The sequence below is a fragment of the Okibacterium sp. AC114 genome, assembly GCF_979253355.1.
This window is the reverse complement of record NZ_CEEDBR010000001.1, coordinates 2,110,376-2,130,363: the sequence shown is the minus strand read 5'-3', so window position 1 is coordinate 2,130,363 and position 19,988 is coordinate 2,110,376. Positions and strand designations below refer to the sequence as shown.

Genomic DNA, 19,988 nt, shown 5'->3' with positions numbered 1-19,988 from the left:
GGGCGGACGCGCCGGGCCGTTACAACACGTGGATGGCACTCGCGCGCCACCGGCCCTCCTCCCACTCGATACGGATGGCGACCGCGCGCGTGCGGTCGCGCATCGTGACCGTCACCACGCCGTCGACGATGGTCTCCCCGGTGCGGAAGGCGCTGACCCGCGTCCCCAGGATCACGGGTCGTTTGCCGACGGCTCCGCGCACGCGGCGAGCTCTGCTGGCGATGGTGACGCGGATGCTGAGGTGCTCGTAGACCTCGCGCGTCACCCAGCGGCCCAACTGCTCCAGATCGCGGGCGCCCGCGATCGCCTCGATGGCCGACAGGGCCAGGTTCTCGAGCACGGGCTCGGGTGTACGGATGTCACGTGCCGCCGCGTCCGACGCGGGCCGCCCGGCGGGTCCCGGAGCGGGGGCCCGACCGGCAGCCCGACCGGCGGACTGCTCGGTGACCGTCGAGCTCGAACGTCGCGGAACGCCGGTGGATCGAGCGCTCGTCGGAGCCCGGTCCGCCGGGCCCGGCACCGGCGCGGGCACGGTGCGGGGGTCGTCGTATTCGGGTGTGTTGACTGTCGTGGGGGAGTCGGACGGCGTGTTCGGAAAAGGCGGTGTCATTCGGCTCCTTGATCTCTCGGCACGCGGCGAGAGGACCACTGCCCTCCCGGCGCGCGCCGAGTGACCGTCAGAAGATCTGACGGTCGGTTCGGATACGGTGCCGCCGGGTGGGGGAGGAGCGACGAAGGGCAACTCAATCAGGTGCGCCACCGGTCGGTCTAGAGCATTGCTGCTCTGTGGAAAACCCAGTCCGGTCGCCGCGCCCCCATAGACTGGTCGGGTGTCAACGCTCAGTGATTTGGTTCATGCCCAGGGTCTCTCCACCGATGCCGAGGTCGACTGGTTGCACATGCTCGTGGGCGATGCGCAGCTGCTCGCCGACCTCGCCTTCGCCGACATCGTGCTGTGGATTCCGACCCCCGACGAGGGGTTCATCGCCGTGGCGCACTACCGGCCATCGAGCGCGGCCACGCTGTTCTACCGCGACTTCGTCGGCCAGGCGATCAAACCCCAGTGGCGTAAGCAGGTCACCGACGCCTTCGAGTCCGGCAAGATCATCGACTCGTCGGCACCCGACTGGTACGAAGAAACCCCGACGCGCGTGCGTGCGGTGCCCGTCATCCGCCGTCTGACCTCCTCGGGCTCCGAGAACGCGCCGACGCCCATCGCGGTGCTCACGCGCCACACAAACCTCGGTGAGGCGCGCACGCCGAGCCGCCAAGAGCTCACATTCAACGACTGCGCCAACGACCTGTTCCAGATGATCGCGACGGGTGACTTCCCCGACCTGTCGGCGCCGACGGGGCCCCGACGTGGCGCCCCGCGCGCCTCGGACGGCCTCATCCGCCTCGACGTCGAGGGCATCACCACCTTCGCCAGCCCCAACGCCCTCTCGGCCTTCAACCGCATGGGTTTCGCCGAAGAGCTCGAGGGCGAATCGCTCGCCGAGGTCACCACGCAGATCCTGCCCTCGAAGCAGGACATCGACGAGTCGCTGCCGCTCGTCGTCACGGGCCGGGCTCCGTGGCGCACCGACATCGAGGCCCGCGGCGTGACCGTGTCGTTGCGCGCCATCCCCCTGCGCCACAACGGTGAGCGGGTGGGTGCCATCGTGCTCTGCCGCGACGTCTCTGAGCTGCGGCACCAGGAGCGCGAGCTCATCACCAAAGACGCGACGATCCGCGAGATCCACCACCGCGTCAAGAACAACCTGCAGACGGTCGCGTCGCTGCTCCGCATCCAGGCCCGCCGCACCCACTCCGACGGCGCGCGCGAAGCCCTGACACAGGCCATGCGTCGCGTCGCGGCGATCGCGGTCGTGCACGACACGCTGTCCGAAGGCCTCAACCAGCAGGTCGACTTCGACGATGTCTTCGATCGCGTGCTCATGCTCATCGCCGAGGTGGCGTCGTCGCACAACACCACGGTGCACCCCAAGAAGACCGGAAAGTTCGGCGTTCTGCCGAGCGAATACGCCACGCCGCTCGCCCTGGCGCTCACCGAACTGGTGACCAACGCCGTCGAGCACGGCCTGGCGGGCCGCGAGGGCGAGGTCGAGATCGTCGCCGAGCGCACAGATGAGGGTCTGTCGGTGCTCGTGCGTGACAACGGCTACGGCCTCCCCGAGGGCAAGGTCGGCTCGGGGCTCGGCACGCAGATCGTTCGCACGCTCATCCAGGGCGAGCTCGGCGGCACGATCGACTGGCACACCGTCACGGGCAGCGGCACCGAGGTCACCATCGAGATGCCGTTCCGCTACATCGAGACCTCTTAGCCCCCCGCGCACAGAAACGTCCCGGTGCGAATCTGGTGAGGATTCGCACCGGGACGTCGGTGCTGTGTGCGGAATGCGGCGGTGCTAGGTGGCCGCGTATGAGTCTGTGGTGAGGTGCTCCGACTAGGAGGCGCGTCGCGCGCGGGCCGCGCGGCGCTTGAGGGCGCGTCGTTCGTCTTCGCTGAGGCCGCCCCAGACGCCCGAGTCCTGTCCGGTCTCGAGCGCGTACTGCAGGCACACTTCGGTGACCGAGCAGCGTGCGCAGACGGCCTTGGCCTTGTCGATCTGGTCGACAGCCGGACCCGTGTTCCCGACGGGGAAGAAGAGTTCGGGGTCCGCCGTGAGGCAAGCAGCCTTATCGCGCCAATCCATGGGGGTGCTCCTTTTGTGATTCTCGGGGATGTCGACCGATCGGTCGAGAGTTCGTCGAGGCCGAGTTGCAGAGTGGTTTCCGTCTGGATGTCTTGTGCCGCGTTCGCATCCCCGAAGTCGTGTTTTCATAAGCACGCCACAAAACGCGTCGATCTGACGCGAATTGTCGTGTGAAATGAACCCAGTAGACTTCGGTATCATCGCCCGCTCGCAGCGGTTCGATAAGAGGATGCTCTTCGTGCACCGATCACCGATCGGAATGTGCTCACCACCCTGTGAGCGTCAACTCAGCCTCAAATATGGTCGCATACTGGATGTGGCAAATCAATAGTTTTGTATGGGATTCGTGGTGACTTCGCACATGTCTGATTCTGAGAGTTCAACTCCCGTTCACGGGCGACACGCCGGTGGGCCGCTGTTTACGGCACTCATCATCCTGTTGTTCATCGAAGCCGCGGGCATGATCGCGGTCACCGCCTGGCTGGTGGTGGACCTCTTCACGCTCACGCCCGACTCCTACACGAGCGCCATTGCGATACTCGTTCTCGCGATTCTGGCGTCGATCTGGATCAGCGCCGTCGCGGTGTCGTCCATCCGCCGGGCGCCGTGGATCCGTGCCGGAGCCGTCATCTGGCAGATTTTGCAGTTGTCGGTCGCGGTGGGCGCGCTGCAGGGCACGTTCGCGCGCGCCGACATCGGCTTGGCGCTGCTGATCCCGTCGCTGCTCGGCCTCGTCCTGCTGTTCATGCCGCCCGTCGTGGCCGCCGTGAAGCGCCGCGACGAGTACCCCGCCGAATAGCCGTCAGTGCCGCCGATTCGCTTCAATGCCGGGCAGTAGCGCCCTGGCCGGGCAGTAGCTCTCAGACCGGGACGAACTCGCCCGCCGGGCAGCAACCGGCTGGCAGGCCGGACGGCGGCCATCAACCGGCGGACGCCTTCAGGCCGGCTCAGGCGTCGACGCCGAGCTTCTTGCGCAGCGACGCAACGTGTCCCGCGGCCTTGACGTTGTAGAGCGCCAGCTCGATGAGCCCGTCTGTGCCGATGACGAAGGTGGAGCGCAACACGCCCGTCACGACCTTGCCGTAGAGGTTCTTCTCGCCATAGGCACCGTAGGCCTGATGTACGGCGAGGTCGGCGTCGCTCAGCAGCGGGAACGTGAGCTCGTCGCGCGCGGCGAACTCGGCCAGCTTGGCGGGGGAGTCTTTCGAGACCCCGAGGACCGTGTAACCCGCACCGGCGAGCGACGCGATGTTGTCGCGAAAATCACACGCCTGGGTGGTGCAGCCCGGCGTCATCGCGGCGGGGTAGAAGTAGAGGATGACCTTCTGGCCGGCGTAGTCGGCGTTGCTGACCATCTCGCCGTCTTGGTTCTGCAGCGAGAAGACGGGGGCCGGGTCGCCGGCGGACAAACGGATGCTTTCGGTCATGCATCCATTCTAGGTTCGCGGTCTGACAACGCCCGCCGCGCGGGGTGCACGTTCGCTGCGCAGATCGGCGGCCCACAGAGCACGCCCGCTCAGGCGAAGGTCGTGAGCAGGCGCTGCAACGAGTCGAGCCGCGCCGGCCCGTTGTCGCCCAGCTCGCCCGATTCTGCCGCCTCGATGATGGCGCAATCGGGCGCGTCGGGCAGGTGCGTGCAGCCGCGCGGGCAGCGCTCGGCCACGACGGCGAGATCGCTGAAAGCCTTGAGGATGTTGTCGGTGTTGATGTGCCCGAGACCGAACGACCGCACGCCGGGCGTATCGATGACCCATCCGGCCCCCTCGGGGCGCTGGAAGCGATAGGAGATCGTGGACGAGGACGTGTGCCGCCCGCGACCCGTCACGAGGTTCACGTGGCCCGTGGCGCGCTCGGCCGTGGGCACGAGCGCATTGACGAGCGTCGACTTGCCGACACCCGAGTGCCCGACGAAAACCGTGCTGTGGCCGACGAGGGCCGCGCCGATCTCGTCGACGGGCATCGCCCCCTGGCGTGAGGTGTAGACGGGAAAATCGAGACCCGTGAAGTTCTTGAGAAACTCGCTCGGGTCGGCGAGGTCGGTCTTGGTGATGCACAGAATGGGCTCGATGCCGGCATCGTAGGCGGCGATGAGGTAGCGGTCGACGAGTCGGGCCCGCGGTTCGGGGTTGGCGGCCGCCACGACGAGCAGCATCTGGTCGGCGTTCGCCACGATCACGCGCTCGACCTCGTCGGTGTCGTCGGCGCTGCGGCGCAGCAATGTCGAGCGTTCGCGCACGCGCACGACGCGCCCGAGCGTGCCCTCGTCACCGGTGAGGTCGCCCACGACATCCACCTGATCGCCCGTGACGGGTTTCATGCGCAATTCGCGGGCGCGGGATGCCGAGATGCGGTGTTCGTTCTCGCCGTCCTCGTCGACGAGCAGCGAGTAACGCCCGCGGTCGACGCCGAGCACGCGCGCGATCTGGGCGTCATCGTGAGCGGGTCGAGTCTTGGTCCGCGGCCGGTTGCCCTTGGGGTTCGGACGCACCTTGATGCGCGATTCGTCGTAGTCGGGTTCGTCGTCGTCGCCCGTGTCCCACCAGGTCATCAGGCGTCCGCGCCAGTCTCGGGGGAGGAGAGCGTCGAGGTGACGGGCGAGGTCAGCGGGGTCGCAACCGGCGCGGCCGGCACCGCGGGACCCTGCAGCATCTGCCCCCAGAGCTCGGTGAACTGCGGCAGCGTCTTGGCGGTCGTCGCCACGTTCTCGATCACGACGCCCGGCACGGCCAATCCGATGATGGCGCCGGCCGTCGCCATGCGGTGATCGTGGTAGCTGTGCCACAGGCCACCCTGCAGCGGCTTCGGCTCGATGGAGAGACCGTCCTCGAGTTCGGTCACGTTCCCGCCCAGCGCGTTGATCTCGGCGGCCAGCGCGGCGAGCCGGTCGGTCTCGTGGTGGCGGATGTGGCCGATGCCCGTGATGGTCGACGGCGAATCGGCCAGCGCGGCAAGGGCCACGAGGGGAGGCGCGAGTTCGCCACCCGTCGTGAGGTCGAGCGTGACGCCCGAGATGGTTCCGGACGCCTCCACCGTCAGCCTGTCGCCGTCACGCGTCACGGTCGCGCCGAAGTGGGGCAGCAGCTCGATCAGGTCGGCACCGACCTGCGTCGTCGTCTCGGGCCATCCCGTGATCGTCACGCGGCCACCGGCCACGAGCACGGCGGCCAGGAACGGCGCGGCGTTCGAGAGGTCGGGTTCGATGTCGATCGTGCGGCCGGCGATGGGCTGCGGCGCGACCTGCCAGTGGCCCACCTCGGGTTGCTCGACGAGCACGCCGCGGGCCGCCAGGGCGTCGATGGTCATCTCGATGTGGGGGATGCTGGGCAACCGTTCGCCCGAATGCGTCAGGTCGAGCCCCTCGTCGAACCGTGCGGCCGCGAGCAACAGCCCCGACACGAACTGGCTCGAGCTGGAGGCGTCGATGGTGACGGCGCCGCCGCGCACCGAACCCGTGCCGTGCACGGTGAAGGGCAGCGAGCCGCGACCGTCGTCGTTGATGTCCACGCCGAGCGCCCGCAGCGACGCGATCATGGTGCGCATGGGGCGACCGCGTGCCGACGAGTCGGCGTCGAACGACGTGGGCCCGAGCGCGAGTCCTGCGACGGGCGGCACGAAGCGCATGACCGTGCCGGCCAGGCCGCAGTCGATCGTCGTGCTGCCGAACAGCTCGCCGGGCGTGACACGCCAGTCTGCACCGAAGGGGCCGGCCCCCGGCACCTCGTCGATCGTGGCACCCAGGGCACGCAGAGCGTCGACCATGTTGCGGCTGTCCATCGAGTGCAGCGGCGCGCGCAGCAGTGACTCGCCGCCGGCCAGGGCCGCGAGCACGAGCTCCCGGTTGGTCAGCGACTTCGAGCCGGGCAGGCTGAGCGTGGCGTCGAGCGGCGCGTCGGCCACCGGAGCCGGCCAGCTGCCGTCATCCGGGACCTTGTCGCTCTCGCCGAAGATGTTGAACTCGGGCGCGGAATATTTCGATTCGAGCATCGTTTACCTAGGGTAGCGGCGAATCTGCCGCGTGATGTCGAACGGAAGGCGAGAGCGGATGTCGATCGCAGTGCTCGAGCGGGAAGCCGATCAGGTCGCAGCCCTAGACTGGGACTCGATGACTACCGTCGATGACGAGGCTACGCCGAACGAGCCCACCGAATCAGAAGTTCGCGCGCTGTTCGAGGAGCAGGCACTGCCGTTCCTCGATCAGCTCTACGGTGCTGCGATGCGCATGACGAAGAACCCGCCCGACGCGCAAGATCTGGTGCAGGAGACGTTCGCCAAGGCATACGGTGCGTTCGGTCAGTTCCAGCAGGGCACCAACCTCAAGGCGTGGCTGTACCGCATTCTCACGAACACGTACATCAACGTGTATCGCAAGAAGCAGCGCGAGCCCTATCAGGGCACCATCGACGACCTCGAGGACTGGCAGCTGGGTGGCGCCGAATCGACCACCGCGTCATCCTCGCGTTCGGCTGAGGCCGAGGCCATCGACCACATGCCCGACAGCGCTGTGAAAGACGCGCTGCAGTCGATCCCCGAAGACTTCCGTCTGGCGGTGTACCTCGCCGATGTCGAGGGCTTCGCCTACCAGGAGATCGCCGACATCATGAAAACCCCCATCGGGACGGTCATGAGCCGCTTGCACCGTGGCAGGCGCTTGCTCCGAGACCTTCTCGCCGACTATGCGCGCGACCGTGGTGTGGCCGCGCCCCCCGCAAGGAGAGCACGATGAGCGACTGCGGTTGCGACAAGGCAAAGAAAGACCTCGAGGAGTACCTGCGGAACGAAGTCTGCAGCACCGAGGCCTCTGATATTCGCGCGCACCTCGAAACGTGCGTCGACTGCCAGAACGAGGCTTTGGTGGCGCGCACGCTCACCGAGGCCGTGCAGCGCGCCTGCACCGAGGTGGCCCCCGAAGAGCTGAAGAATCAGGTCCTCGCGCGCCTCCGCGAGGTGCAGGGCACCCACTAGCGTCCCGCCCGGGCGAGGGCCTCCAGCACTGTCTCGCGCGCTCGAGGCCTCGCGCATCCGGACTAGTGTGCGTGTTTTCGGCGACGCCGGCGAACACGAGAGACGTGCACGGCAGCTAAGCCAGCAATACCGACGACTGTGCCGAGGGCGACCGGTGTCAGGCCGAGCCAGACATCACGCCAGGAGAACGACCCGGATCCCCATTCTTTGACGACGGCTACACTGAAGGCGGCGGCCAACAGGACCAAGCCGGTTACGACATGTGACGTGACCACGGACCTCACATCCTGGGGGTCTGGTTTCTTCGCCCACTTGACGAGCAACGCCTTCACGGTCAGTGTCGCTTCTTGCATGCGCGATCCCAATTGATTCCGGACGTCGCCACGTGAATCCCGATGCCGCAAGCGGCGCCGCCGATGCCACCGGTCGCAACGCCCGCTGCGCCACAGACCACGGCGGTCCCGACGCCCTGAACGAGGAAGCTTCCCCACCATGCCTGGGGGCACGCGGCGCGTGTCTGGATGGCGCTGACCTGCGATGACGTCGCGGTCAGGACATTCCCATCGAACGACAACGTCGACGGCCGTGGGGCGCCGTGGCCGACAGCCGTTACCGGCGCCGCAATGGTGAACAGAGTAGACCCGTTGCCGTCGGTGACGTGCATGGAAGTGAGCGTTCCGGCGAACGTCGCGCGATGAACGTGTGCAAAAGCCATTCTGTCTCCTTCGACGATGAAGGCGGACGCCTTCGGTACGCCCAGGATAGTGAAATGTCGGTACGCGTTGAATGGTGGTCAAAAGATTTGAGTAGGAGAGCCACGAATTTGAGTAGGGGGGCCGCGGCCTGAGTATCCGAAGTGGGCGCGGCGCGCGCAAAAGACCGCGCCCAGGTGCGCCCTGAGTATCTACTCAGTCGTGGGTGGCCTGGTCGAAGCGGGATTCTTCGATGTCGAGGAGTTGTTGCGCGCGGGCCAGCGTGCGTGAGCTGTAGCTGCCGGCCGAGCGGGCATCCAGGAGCGCAGCGCGTTCGGCGTCGAGCACGATGCGGCGCAGCTCGCGGTACTGCTCGTGCGGGCCGACGTTTTCCGAGGCATCCATGACCTCGGATGCCGCAGCCGACCGCGACTCGCTGTCGCCACGCACGCGGTCGACGACCTCGGGGTCGTAGTCGCCACCATCCGCCCGTTTCAGGTCGGGGTTCTTGAGCGCTTCGACGCCCACCGACGACATGTCCTGGATGAGTGAGGCGTACTCCTGCCGGTCGGCCTGTTCGTCGGTGCCGCGCACGCCCAGGAGACGGATGACGGCTGGCAGGGTTCCGCCCTGCAGCAGCAGCGTGATGACGGCGATGAAGAACGCGAGCAGGATGAGTTGCGGGCGGTAGGGCGTGTCGGCGGGCAGCGACTGCGCCGCCGCCAGGGTGACCACGCCGCGCATGCCGGACCAGGCGAGAACCGCCCCGCCCCGCCATCCGAGACCCTCTGACTGCAGGAAGTCGAGGTCGGCCGCGCGTCTCGTGAAGAGGAGAGCGGCACGGTTGCGTCGGTGCGGTTCGATGGCGTCGTCGGGCATGGCGTCGAAGCGCCGGCGGGCGGCCTCGAAGCGGCCGGACTCGCGGGCGGCACGGCGGCCCTCGCGGCGCAGGAGCGCGATGAGCGGCACCACGAAGAGGAACCGCAAAACGATGAGCACGACGGTGACGAGCAGCGCCAACACGAGGGTGCGCTCGACCGAGAGCACGTTGTCGTCGACCGAGGCGATGAGCGTCGACAGCTCGGCGCCCATGAGCAGGAACACGCCGTTTTCGAGCACGAATTGCAGTGTGCGCCAGTTGAGGCGCTCGCTGATGCGGTCCTGAGCCGAGAAGTAGCGCGCGCTCTGGTGGCCCGTGACGAGGCCCGCCACGACGACCGCGAGCACGCCAGAGGCGTTGAGCTCCTCGGCGGGAAGGTAGGCGATGAACGGCACGGCGAACGAAATGGCCGTGGTGAGCACGCTGTCCTTGAGCTTCGAGCGCACGAACACGGTGACGAGGCCGATCACGAGACCCACGACGAGAGCGACGGCGACGGCGTAGAAGAAGTCGCCGACGACACCCCAGAGCGAGACGGCTCCGGCGGTGGCGGCGATGGCGGAGCGCAGCAGCACCAGGGCGGAGGCATCGTTGACGAGACCCTCGCCCTCGAGCACCGTGACGAGGCGGGGCGGCAAACCGAGCTTCTTGCCGATCGAGGTGGCGGCCACGGCATCCGTGGGGCTGATGACGGCGCCGAGCGCGATGGCGGCCGCGAGGTTGAGGTCGGGCAGCAACCAGAACAGCAGCAGGCCGACGCCCAGCGCCGTCACGACGACGAGCAGCACCGACAGGCCGGTGATGGCCTTGAGGTTGCGGCGAAAGTCGACGAGCGGCACGTTGACGGCCGCCGAGTAGAGGAGCGGAGGCAGCACGCCGGCGAGGATCCATTCGGGCGGGATGTCGATCGACGGCACCCCCGGGATGAAGCTGTAGACGACCCCCACGACGACGAGCACGAGGGGCGCGGCGACGCCGAGGCGCGACGAGAAGGCCGAGACGGCGACGATCGTGACGAGGGCGACGACGGCGGTCAGGGCGAGGTCCATGCAGTCAGCCTAAACCGCGGCACGTACGACACATCCCCGACCCCGCGTGACGTGTGTCGGGCGGGACCGGGGATGCGAGGGACGATCGGTTACTGCTGGCGGAGCGCGTCTTTCAGCAGGGTCGACTGCTCGATGCCGTGGCGCTTCGCCGAACCCGTGGCGGGCGAGGCGGATGCCGGGCGGGAGACGACTCCGAGCGAGCGGTTGCCCAGCTGCTGCGAGAGCTCGAACTCCATGAACGGCCACGCACCCTGGTTGGCGGGTTCGTCTTGCACCCACACGACCTCGGCGTTCGGGTAGCCGTCGACGATGTGCTTGATCTCGGCGGCGGGCAGCGGGTAGAGCTGCTCGACGCGCACGAGGGCGATCGACGCGTCTGGCGCCTTCTCGAGCTCGTTGGCGAGGTCGTAGTGGATCTTGCCCGAGTGCAGCAGCACACGGGTGACGGCGTTCTTGTCGGTGATGCGCTGGTCGTCGATCACGGGCTGGAAGACACCCGAGGTGAAGGCCTCGACGTCGCTCGTGGCACCGCGCAGTCGCAGCATCGACTTCGGGGTGAAGACGACGAGCGGGCGGCGGGGGCGAGCGTACGCCTGGCGGCGGAGCAGGTGGAAGTACGACGCGGGCGTCGACGGGCGGGCCACGGTCATGTTGTTCTCAGCGCACAGCTGCAGGTAACGCTCGATGCGGGCGGACGAGTGGTCGGGGCCCTGGCCCTCGTAACCGTGGGGGAGCAGCAGCACGAGGCCGGAACGCTGATCCCACTTCTGCTCGGCGCTCGACACGAACTCGTCGATGATCGTCTGGGCGCCGTTGCCGAAGTCGCCGAACTGGGCTTCCCACAGCACAAGCGCGTCGGGGCGCTCGACCGAGTAGCCGTATTCGAAGCCCATGACGGCGTATTCCGACAGCAGCGAGTCGTAGATCCAGAAACGGGCCTGGTCGTCGGACAGGTTCGCGAGGGGCAGCCATTCTTGGCCGTTGAGGCGGTCGTGCAGCACGGCGTGGCGCTGGACGAACGTGCCGCGACGGGAGTCCTGGCCGCTCATGCGCACCGGGGTGCCCTCGAGTAGCAGCGAACCGAGGGCGAGCAGCTCACCGAAGGCCCAGTCGACCTTGCCGTTCCGGCTCATCTCGAAACGCTTCTGCAGCAGCTGCTTGAGCTTCGGATGGACCGTGAAGCCTTCGGGTGCGTTGTTGAACGCGTCGCCGATGTGCTCGATGACGCTCTGCTTCACGCCGGTCTCGTCGGGCTCGCCTGAGTAGCCGTCGTCGTCCTGTTCCTGCACGATGACGGGAATCGAGGATGTCTGGGCCGCGTGCGTCTCCTGGAAGGCCCGCTCGAGGCGGTCCTGGAAGTCGCGGTGCGAGGCGTCGTACTCCTCTTGCGTGATGTCGCCGCGGCCGATGAGCGATTCGGTGTAGAGCTTGCGTACCGAACGCTTGGCCTCGATGAGGTTGTACATGAGGGGCTGCGTCATCGAGGGGTCGTCGCCCTCGTTGTGGCCGCGTCGGCGATAGCAGACGAGGTCGATGACGACGTCTTTGTGGAACGCCTGACGGAATTCGAAGGCCAGCTCGGCCACGCGCACGACGGCTTCGGGGTCGTCGCCGTTGACATGCCAGATCGGCGCCTGGATGGCCTTGGCCACATCGGTCGAGTACACCGAGGTGCGGCCTTCTCCGGGAGGAGTCGTGAAGCCGACCTGGTTGTTGACGACGATGTGGATGGTGCCGCCTGTGCGGTACCCGCGCAGCTGGGACAGCTGCATGGTCTCGAGCACGACACCCTGGCCGGCCATGGCCGCGTCGCCGTGCACGAGGATCGGCAGCGTCGAGAACGTGCCGATGGGCTTGCGGTCCTGCTTGGCGCGGACGATGCCCTCAAGCACGCCGTCGACCGCTTCGAGGTGCGACGGGTTGGCGGCGAGGTAGACGGGCAGCTCGGAGCCGTCCGCTGCCCGGAAGGTGCCCTCGTTGCCGAGGTGGTACTTCACATCGCCCGAGCCGTGGCTGTCGCGCGAGGACTGCGTGCCCTCGAACTCGCGGAAGATCTGGCCGTAGGTCTTGCCGGCGATGTTGCTCAGCACGTTGAGGCGGCCGCGGTGGGCCATGCCGATCGCGGCTCCGTCGAGTCCGGCCGAGGCGGCACCCTGCAGGATGGTGTCGAGCAGGGCGATGGTGGACTCGGAGCCCTCGAGGCTGAAGCGCTTCTGGCCCACGTACTTGGTCTGCAGGAACGTCTCGAACGCCTCGGCCTCGTTGAGCTTGCCGAGGATGCGCATCTGCTCGTCGTGCATGGGCTTGGCGTAGGGGCGCTCGACCTTGGACTGGATCCACTTGCGCTGGGCCGGGTCTTGGATGTGCATGTACTCGAGGCCGATGGTGCGGCAGTACGAGTCGCGCAGGACGCCGAGGATGTCTCGCAGCTTGGCCTGACGCTTGTCACCGAACTCACCCGTGACGAACTCGCGGTCGAGATCCCAGAAGGTGAGGCCGTGGTTGGCGATGTCGAGGTCGGGGTGCGAACGCTGCACGTATTCGAGCGGGTCGATGTCGGCCATGAGGTGGCCGCGTACGCGGAATGCGTTGATGAGCTCCTGCACGCGGGCCGTCTTCGACACCGTGTCGCTCAGGTCGACCGAGATGTCGGAGGCCCAGTCGATGGGCGCGTAGGGGATGCGCAGGGCCGCGAAGATGTCGTTGTAGAAATCGCGCTGCCCGATGAGCAGTTCGTGGACCTTCTTCAGGTACTCGCCCGAACCGGCACCCTGGATGACGCGGTGGTCGTAGGTGGAGGTCAGCGTGATGGTCTTGCCGATGCCGAGCTCGACGAGCGTGTGCTCGGACGCGCCCTGGAACTCGGCGGGGTATTCGAGGGCGCCGGCGCCGATGATGCAGCCCTGGCCCTTCATGAGGCGGGGCACCGAGTGCACGGTGCCGATTCCGCCCGGGTTGGTGAGCGAGATGGTGACGCCCTGGAAGTCGGCTGCCGCGAGCTTGCCGCCGCGGGCACGCTTGACGAGGTCCTCATAGGCCACGAGGTATTCGCCGAAGGTGAGCGTGTCGGCCTTCTTGATGCCGGGCACCATGAGCGAGCGTGTGCCGTCGGGCTTCGGCAGGTCGATGGCGATGCCGAGGTTGATGTGCGCGGGCGCGATGACGCTGGGCTTGCCGTCGATCTCGCCGTAGGCCACGTTCTGGCTCGGGAACTCCTTCAGCGCCTGGATGAGTGCCCAGCCAATGAGGTGGGTGAAGCTCACCTTTCCGCCGCGGGCACGCTTCAGGTGGTTGTTGATCACGATGCGGTTGTCGATCATGAGCTTGGCCGGGATGGTGCGCACACTCGTGGCCGTGGGCACCGTGAGCGAGGCATCCATGTTGGTGGCGAGCGTCTTGGACATGCCGCGCAGGGGAGTGACGGTGTCTTGCGGCTCGTCGGCGGGCGCGTCGGAGGAGACGGTCTTCTGGGGGGCCGTGACCGGCGCATCGGCCGGGATGGGGGTGGGCTTGGCGGGGGCCGACGTGGTGCGGGCCACGGGCTGGGCCTTCGACTCCTCGGTGGACTGCGTGGCGGTCGCGGCCGAGGTCTGGGGGGCGGCCTGCGGCGGCGTGCCGAGCGCGGGGGCCGAGGTGGTGGGCGCGGCCGGCGTTCCGGGCTTCTGGGCCTGGTCGGCGGCGGGGGCGGATGCGGGGGCCGCCGGTGCCGCCGACGACGTGGTTTCCGGGGCCGAAGCTCCCTGCCCCTTCACGGCGTGGTAGCGCTCGAGGGTGGGCCACCACGACTCGTCGACGGAATTCTTATCGACGACGTACTGTTCGTACAGTTCTTCGACGAGCCATTCGTTGGCTCCAAATTCGGCCGACGAACCCTCGTCGGTTCCTACGCCGGTCACCTGGCTCGACACTAAGGATCGCCCACTCTCTCCGTTGATATCTGATCGACGAGGCGCAGTCCTACGACGCTCGTCGCGTCCAATCATCAAGCCTAAACCCTTCGTCCGACCGTCGCATTGTCAGGAGGTGGCGTTAGCGTTACAGGTATGGAGTTCTACGGCCAAGCGCCCGCCTTCGATCTGACCTATTCCGATGTCTTCCTGGTGCCCTCGCGGTCCGGCATCACGAGCAGAATGGATGTCTCGCTCGCCACCGACGACGGCACGGGTGCCCAGATCCCCATCGTGTCGGCCAACATGAACTCGGTCACGGGCCCGCGGCTGGCGGCATCCCTCGCCCGGCGGGGCGGACTCGGCGTGCTGCCGCAGGACCTGCCATTGCAAGACCTCGACCACGCCATCCGGTGGGTCAAAGACCAGCCGACCGCGTTCGACACACCCGTGCGCATGACGGCGGATGCGACCGTGGCCGACGCCCTGCTCGCGCTGCCGCCCGTCTCGGGGCACGGCGTGGTGGTGGAAGACGACCACGGGCGGTTCCTCGGCGCCATCCCCTCGACCCGCCTGGGCTCGGCGCTCGCCGATGCCACCCTCGGCAACCTGTTGCACGGCTCGGTGGCGTCGATCGACGCCGACGACGTGCCGACGGCGCGCGCTGCCTTCGACATCATGGTCGCGGCCGATCTCGACTTCGCGCCCGTGCTGCGACACGGCATCGTCATCGGCACGCTCAGCCGCACCTCGGCGCTGCGTTCCACGCTCTACACCCCCGCGCTCGACAGCGACGGACGACTCGTCGTGGCCTCGGCGCTCGGCATCAACGGAGACGTGGCGGCCAAGGCATCCGCCCTGGCCCGCGCCGGCGTCGACGTGCTCGTGCTCGACACGGCCCACGGGCACCAGGAGGGCATGATCGAAGCGCTCGCAACCGTGTCGAAGCTCGACCTGGGCATTCCGCTCGTTGCCGGCAACGTCGTGTCAGAAGCCGGTGTGCGCGACCTCGTGGGCGCGGGCGCCAACATCATCAAGGTGGGCGTCGGCCCCGGCGCCATGTGCACGACGCGCATGATGACGGCCGTCGGGCGCCCGCAGTTCTCGGCCGTGCTCGAGACCGCCGAGACGGCGACCGAGCTGGGCGCACACGTGTGGGCCGACGGCGGCGTGCGCTACCCGCGCGATGTGGCCCTCGCACTGGCGGCCGGAGCATCCAGTGTCATGGTGGGCTCGTGGTTCGCCGGCACGATCGAGGCGCCGGGCAATCTGCGCACCGACGACGACGGTCGGCTTTATAAAGAGAGCTGGGGCATGGCGTCGACCAAGGCCGTCGTCGAGCGCTTCGGCCGCCTCGACCCCTACGAGCTCGCGCGCAAGATGCTCTTCGCCGAGGGCATCTCGTCATCCAAGATCTACCTCGACCCGCTGCGCCCCTCGCTCGAAGACCTGCTCGACATGATCACGTCGGGCCTCCGCTCGTCCTTCACCTACGCGGGGGCGACGTCGCTGGCCGAGTTCCGTGAGCGCGCCCGCGTGGGCCTGCAATCGGCATCGGGTTACGAAGAAGGCAAGGCCCTGCCCGTCTCCTGGTAAGACACCCTTCCCGGTGGGCGGGCTGCCTGGTGAGACCCAGGGTTCGCCGGTATAGTTGGGCGAATAATGGATGACCCTCCTTCATCGTCTGTGTCCCTGACTTCTTCATCTAGGCCCTTCCGCGGCACCCCACAGGGGCTACTCCCCGGCGCTGCCGTTCTGAGCACCCGATTCGGGGTGGTGTTCGCGTGATGTACGAGTGGATCATGCTCGGCGTCGGCATCGTGCTCACGATCGGCACCGGTCTGTTCGTGGCCAGCGAGTTCGCGCTCGTCAACCTCGACCGTTCCGACCTCGAAGCCCGGCGCGAGCGCGGTGAGACCAAGCTCAGCATGACGATCGCCGCGCTGCGCATCACGTCGACACACCTCTCGAGCGCGCAGCTGGGCATCACGCTCACGACGCTGCTCACGGGTTACACCATGGAGCCGGCGCTGTCGTCGCTCCTGGCCGGCCCGCTCGGTGCCGTCGGTCTGCCCGAAGACCTCGTGCCCGTCGTCGCCACCCCCATCGCGCTCGTGATCGCCACGCTCGCGTCGATGGTGATCGGCGAGCTCGTGCCCAAGAACTTCGCGCTGGCCCTGCCCATCCAGACCGCCAAACTCGTCATCCCGTTCCAGACGCTCTTCACGACCGTGTTCAAACCGGCCATCGTCGTGTTGAACGGCAGCGCCAACGGGTTGCTGCGCTCGGTCGGCATCGAGCCGAAGGAAGAGCTGTCCGGCGCTCGCACGGCCGAAGAGCTCTCGAGCCTCGTGCGGCGCTCCGCCAGCGCGGGGGTGCTCGAGCAAGACACCGCCACGCTGCTCAACCGCACGCTGCAATTCGCCAACCACGACGCATCCGATGTGATGACGCCCCGGCCACGCGTGGCCTGGGTGCAGCGCACCGATTCTGCCCAGGCCGTCGTCGATCTCGCCCGATCGACGGGCTACTCGCGGTTCCCCGTGGTCGACGAGGGCATCGACGACATCGTCGGCGTCGTGCACGTGAAGCAGGCCGTCGCCGTTCCGCGTGCCCGACGTTCCGAGGTGCCAGCATCCGCCCTGATGACCGAGGCGATCCGGGTGCCAGAGACCATGCGCCTCGACACGCTCCTCTCCGAGCTGCGCGGACGCGGCTATCAGATGGCCGTCGTGCTCGACGAATACGGCGGAACGGCCGGTGTCGCCACGCTCGAAGACCTGGTCGAAGAGATCGTCGGCGAAGTGGTCGACGAACACGACCGCACGCGCGCCGGCATCGTGCGCGCCCGCGGGTCGATCGCGTTCCCCGGCAGCCTGAGGCCCGACGAATTGCTCGAGAGCACGGGCATCCACGTGCCAGAGGACGGGCCGTACGAGACCGTCGCCGGTTTCGTGATGAGCGAGCTCGGTCGCCTGCCCGAACAGGGCGACGAGGTCGAGACCGCCGACGGCACGCTGAAGGTGGAACGCCTCGACGGGCGCCGCATCGACCGTTTGCGCTTCACCGAACGCCCCGTCGACGAGAGCGACGAGGCCGACGGGCGCGAGGGTTCGTCGGCCCGCGCCGCCCGATCTGCCGAGCGCGAAGCCACTCGCGCGGCAGACCGCGCCGAACGCGCGTCCGATCGAGCAGACCGCGCCGCCGACCGAGCCGGCCGCGACGCCACGCGCGACGCGACACGGGAAGCCGCCCGCGCCGCACAGTCCGAGAAGCGCGACCAGACCGCGACCTCGGCGAAGTCCGCCCGCACGCGCGCGGCCGACGCCGTGCTCGAGGGCCGCGGCGAACCCGCCGAATCGGTTGAAACCGTTGACCGCACTGAACGCCCCGCCACGAAGAAGGGAGACCGATCATGAGCGATTGGGCAGGAATAGCCTGGCTCGTCGTGCTGCTGCTCGGCAACGCCTTCTTCGTCGGCGCCGAGTTCGCCGTCATCTCGGCCCGCCGCTCGCAGATCGAACCGCTCGCCGAACAGGGCAAGCGCAGCGCCATCACGGCGCTCTGGGCCATGGAACACGCCACGCTCATGCTGGCCACGAGCCAGCTCGGCATCACGGTGTGTTCGCTGCTCATCCTGAACGTCTCCGAACCCGCCATCCACCACCTGCTCGAGGTGCCGCTGGCGCTCACGGGTCTGCCAGAAGAGTTCATCTCGACCATCGCGTTCGTCATCGCGCTGATCGTGGTGTCCTACCTGCACGTGGTCTTCGGCGAGATGGTGCCCAAGAACCTGTCGTTCTCGATTCCCGACCGCGCCGTGCTGCTGCTGGCCCCGCCGCTGGTGTTCGTGTCGCGCGTGTTCAAACCCATCATCTGGTCGCTCAACGCCGTCGCCAACCTCGTGCTGCGGTTGTTCCGCGTCGAGCCGAAAGACGAGGCGGCCTCGACATTCACGCTGGATGAGGTCGCCACCATCGTCGGCCAGTCGACGCGAGAGGGCGTGCTCGAAGACTCGACCGGCGCGCTCGTCGCTGCTTTCGAGTTCACCGAGAAGAAGGCCCGCGACGTGGCCGTGCCGCTCGACCAACTCGTGACGCTGGGCGAGAACGCGACGACCGAAGACCTCGAGCGCGCGGTGGCCCGCCACGGGTTCTCGCGATACGTGGTCGTCGACGACGAGCAGGCGCCCGTGGGATATCTCCACCTGAAAGACGTCCTGAAGCTCGAAGCCGACGAGGAGCCGGGGGAGGAGACCCTGCCGATCCCGTCGAAGCGCGTGCGCCAGCTGGTGTCCATCTTCGACGACACCGATCTCGAAGACGCGCTCACGTCGATGCGCCGCAGCGGTTCGCACCTCGCGCGCACGTTCGACACCGAGGGCACGACCACGGGCGTGCTGTTCCTCGAGGACATCATCGAGGAGCTCGTCGGCGAGGTCGAAGACGCGACGCAGCGCGGGCAGCGTCAGCGCGGCTGACGGGCTGACAGCGTGACGGCACGATGGGCTGACGGCGTGACGGCGTGACGGCGTGACGGCGTGACGGCGTGACGGCCTGACGGCCCGACGGCCTGAGGACCCCGCATTCGGCTGGACATCACGAAAGGCGGCCACCCCCGAGGGGATGGCCGCCTTTCGTGTGCCAGCGCCAGAGCGCCCGAGGCGAGCTAGCCGCGCGGCGCGCGCTCGTACTGGCCGGGCAGGTAGTCGAGCGTGTCACCCAGCTCGAAAGCCGCACGGGCCGCGAAATGCGGGTCGCGCAGGAATTCGCGCCCGGCCATGACGGCGTCGGCGTCACCGGTCGCGACGATCTTGTCGGCCTGGGCCGGCTCGGTGATGAGACCGACGGCCGAGACCGGAACGCCGGCCTGCTGCTTCACGTGCGCGGCGAAAGGCACCTGGTAGCCCGGTCCGACCGTGATGTTGGCCGCGGGCACGTTGCCGCCCGACGAGATGTCGAAGAGATCGGCACCGGCGTCTCGGGCCCAACCGGCGACGGTGGCGGTGTCATCCTCGTTCCAGCCGCCCTCGGTCCAGTCGCTGGCCGAGAAGCGCACGAAGAGGGCCAGATCGCCGGCGACCTCGCGGATGGCTTCGATCACGCGCAGCAGCAGGCGGGCCCGGTTCTCGAGCGAGCCACCGTATTCGTCGGTGCGGTCGTTCGACAGGGGAGACAGGAACTGGTGCAGCAGGTAGCCGTGGGCGGCGTGGATCTCGAGCACGTCGAACCCGGCCAGTCGCGCACGCACGGCGGCGCTGCGGAAGTCCTCGACGACCTTCTCGATGCCGTCGGCGTCGAGCGCCTCGGGGGTGGCGTAGTCGCCGAAGGGAACGGCCGACGGGCCGACGGTCTGCCAGCCGCCGTCGGAGAGGGGCACCGAACCGTGGCCCGTGTGCGGTCCCCACGGCGCGAAGGTGGAGGCCTTGCGCCCCGCGTGCGCGAGCTGAATGCCGGCGGCCGCACCCTGGGAGTGGAGGAAGTCGACGATGCGCACCCAGGCATCCTTCTGTTCGTCGCTCCAGATGCCGGTGTCCTCGGGCGAGATGCGGCCCTCGGGGCTGACGGCCGTGGCTTCGGTGACGACGAGACCGGCGCCGCCCGATGCGTACTGGCCGAGGTGGACGAGGTGCCAGTCGACCGGGATGCCGTCGCGTTCCATGACCGAGTACTGGCACATGGGCGCCACCCAGAGGCGGTTGCGCAGGGTGAGCGTGCGGACGGTGAGGGGGCTGAAGAGGTGAGACATCCTGCTCCTTGTAGGGCTGAGCGAGCTGAGCGACGGGGATGGCCGCCGATCGACGGCGGTGGGGGCGATGCGGT

15 protein-coding genes and 1 pseudogene are annotated in these 19,988 nt (G+C 68.0%); 7 read left to right on the top strand and 9 right to left on the bottom strand.

Translation table 11 applies throughout. From position 1 onward, the window contains the following. Nucleotides 1–19: 19 nt before the first annotated feature. The gene (locus tag ACZ6IE_RS09960; protein WP_464607815.1) at nt 20–610 is read right to left on the bottom strand and encodes an Rv3235 family protein; all 591 of its coding nucleotides are present in this window, start codon (nt 608–610) and stop codon (nt 20–22) included. A 220-nt stretch (nt 611–830) separates the two neighbouring features. On the opposite strand from ACZ6IE_RS09960, the gene ACZ6IE_RS09955 reads away from it, so the two are divergent. Continuing rightward, nucleotides 831–2,324 (top strand): sensor histidine kinase, encoded by a 1,494-nt coding sequence (locus ACZ6IE_RS09955; RefSeq protein ID WP_464607814.1) that lies wholly within the window; start codon nt 831–833, stop codon nt 2,322–2,324. 123 nt (nt 2,325–2,447) lie between these two features. On the opposite strand, the gene ACZ6IE_RS09950 is transcribed toward ACZ6IE_RS09955, so the two are convergent. Then, nucleotides 2,448–2,696: a WhiB family transcriptional regulator gene (locus tag ACZ6IE_RS09950; RefSeq protein ID WP_077055322.1), complete on the bottom strand. Its 249-nt coding sequence runs from the start codon at nt 2,694–2,696 to the stop codon at nt 2,448–2,450. 361 nt (nt 2,697–3,057) lie between these two features. On the opposite strand from ACZ6IE_RS09950, the gene ACZ6IE_RS09945 reads away from it, so the two are divergent. Next, nucleotides 3,058–3,495 carry a hypothetical protein gene (locus ACZ6IE_RS09945; RefSeq protein WP_464607813.1) on the top strand — a complete coding sequence of 146 codons (438 nt, stop codon included), beginning with the start codon at nt 3,058–3,060 and terminating at the stop codon, nt 3,493–3,495. 148 nt (nt 3,496–3,643) lie between these two features. Here ACZ6IE_RS09945 and bcp read toward each other — a convergent pair whose 3' ends face one another. The 3 genes from bcp to aroA all read right to left on the bottom strand — a co-directional run bounded on the left by bcp (nt 3,644) and on the right by aroA (nt 6,680). Beyond that, complete coding sequence (bcp, locus tag ACZ6IE_RS09940; RefSeq protein WP_464607812.1) at nt 3,644–4,123, bottom strand: thioredoxin-dependent thiol peroxidase; 480 nt, start codon at nt 4,121–4,123, stop codon at nt 3,644–3,646. Between the two features lie 89 nt (nt 4,124–4,212). Beyond that, nucleotides 4,213–5,244 carry a ribosome small subunit-dependent GTPase A gene (rsgA, locus tag ACZ6IE_RS09935; RefSeq protein WP_464607811.1) on the bottom strand — a complete coding sequence of 344 codons (1,032 nt, stop codon included), beginning with the start codon at nt 5,242–5,244 and terminating at the stop codon, nt 4,213–4,215. Then, nucleotides 5,244–6,680 carry a 3-phosphoshikimate 1-carboxyvinyltransferase gene (gene aroA, locus ACZ6IE_RS09930; protein ID WP_464607810.1) on the bottom strand — a complete coding sequence of 479 codons (1,437 nt, stop codon included), beginning with the start codon at nt 6,678–6,680 and terminating at the stop codon, nt 5,244–5,246. The genes rsgA and aroA overlap by 1 nt, the downstream gene beginning before the upstream one ends. Nucleotides 6,681–6,798: 118 nt before the next feature. Here aroA and ACZ6IE_RS09925 point away from each other — a divergent pair, with 118 nt between their 5' ends. Next, nucleotides 6,799–7,419, top strand: coding sequence for a sigma-70 family RNA polymerase sigma factor (locus ACZ6IE_RS09925; protein ID WP_179100282.1), 621 nt, complete (start codon nt 6,799–6,801; stop codon nt 7,417–7,419). Next, nucleotides 7,416–7,658 (top strand): zf-HC2 domain-containing protein, encoded by a 243-nt coding sequence (locus ACZ6IE_RS09920; RefSeq protein ID WP_077055326.1) that lies wholly within the window; start codon nt 7,416–7,418, stop codon nt 7,656–7,658. The genes ACZ6IE_RS09925 and ACZ6IE_RS09920 overlap by 4 nt, the downstream gene beginning before the upstream one ends. A gap of 334 nt (nt 7,659–7,992) precedes the next feature. Here ACZ6IE_RS09920 and ACZ6IE_RS09915 read toward each other — a convergent pair whose 3' ends face one another. The 3 genes from ACZ6IE_RS09915 to ACZ6IE_RS09905 form a co-directional block, all read right to left on the bottom strand. Further along, nucleotides 7,993–8,373, bottom strand: a complete 381-nt coding sequence (locus tag ACZ6IE_RS09915; protein WP_464607809.1) for a hypothetical protein — start codon at nt 8,371–8,373, stop codon at nt 7,993–7,995. A gap of 193 nt (nt 8,374–8,566) precedes the next feature. Continuing rightward, entirely contained in the window at nt 8,567–10,279 is a 1,713-nt protein-coding gene (locus ACZ6IE_RS09910; protein ID WP_464607808.1) for a cation:proton antiporter, read from the bottom strand. Nucleotides 10,280–10,368: 89 nt separating this feature from the next. Further along, nucleotides 10,369–14,187, bottom strand: coding sequence for a multifunctional oxoglutarate decarboxylase/oxoglutarate dehydrogenase thiamine pyrophosphate-binding subunit/dihydrolipoyllysine-residue succinyltransferase subunit (locus ACZ6IE_RS09905; protein WP_464607807.1), 3,819 nt, complete (start codon nt 14,185–14,187; stop codon nt 10,369–10,371). Between the two features lie 135 nt (nt 14,188–14,322). On the opposite strand from ACZ6IE_RS09905, the gene guaB1 reads away from it, so the two are divergent. From guaB1 to ACZ6IE_RS09890, 3 genes and pseudogenes are all read left to right on the top strand, one after another. Beyond that, nucleotides 14,323–15,762 (top strand): GMP reductase, encoded by a 1,440-nt coding sequence (guaB1, locus tag ACZ6IE_RS09900; RefSeq protein WP_464607806.1) that lies wholly within the window; start codon nt 14,323–14,325, stop codon nt 15,760–15,762. A gap of 191 nt (nt 15,763–15,953) precedes the next feature. Next, a pseudogene (locus ACZ6IE_RS09895) lies at nt 15,954–17,276 on the top strand (hemolysin family protein); the annotation flags it as partial. A gap of 305 nt (nt 17,277–17,581) precedes the next feature. Further along, a complete protein-coding gene (locus tag ACZ6IE_RS09890; RefSeq protein ID WP_464607805.1) occupies nt 17,582–18,646 on the top strand; it encodes a hemolysin family protein in 1,065 nt (354 codons plus the stop codon). Nucleotides 18,647–18,834: 188 nt separating this feature from the next. On the opposite strand, the gene ACZ6IE_RS09885 is transcribed toward ACZ6IE_RS09890, so the two are convergent. Next, complete coding sequence (locus ACZ6IE_RS09885; RefSeq protein WP_464607804.1) at nt 18,835–19,914, bottom strand: NADH:flavin oxidoreductase/NADH oxidase; 1,080 nt, start codon at nt 19,912–19,914, stop codon at nt 18,835–18,837. Nucleotides 19,915–19,988 lie beyond the last annotated feature (74 nt).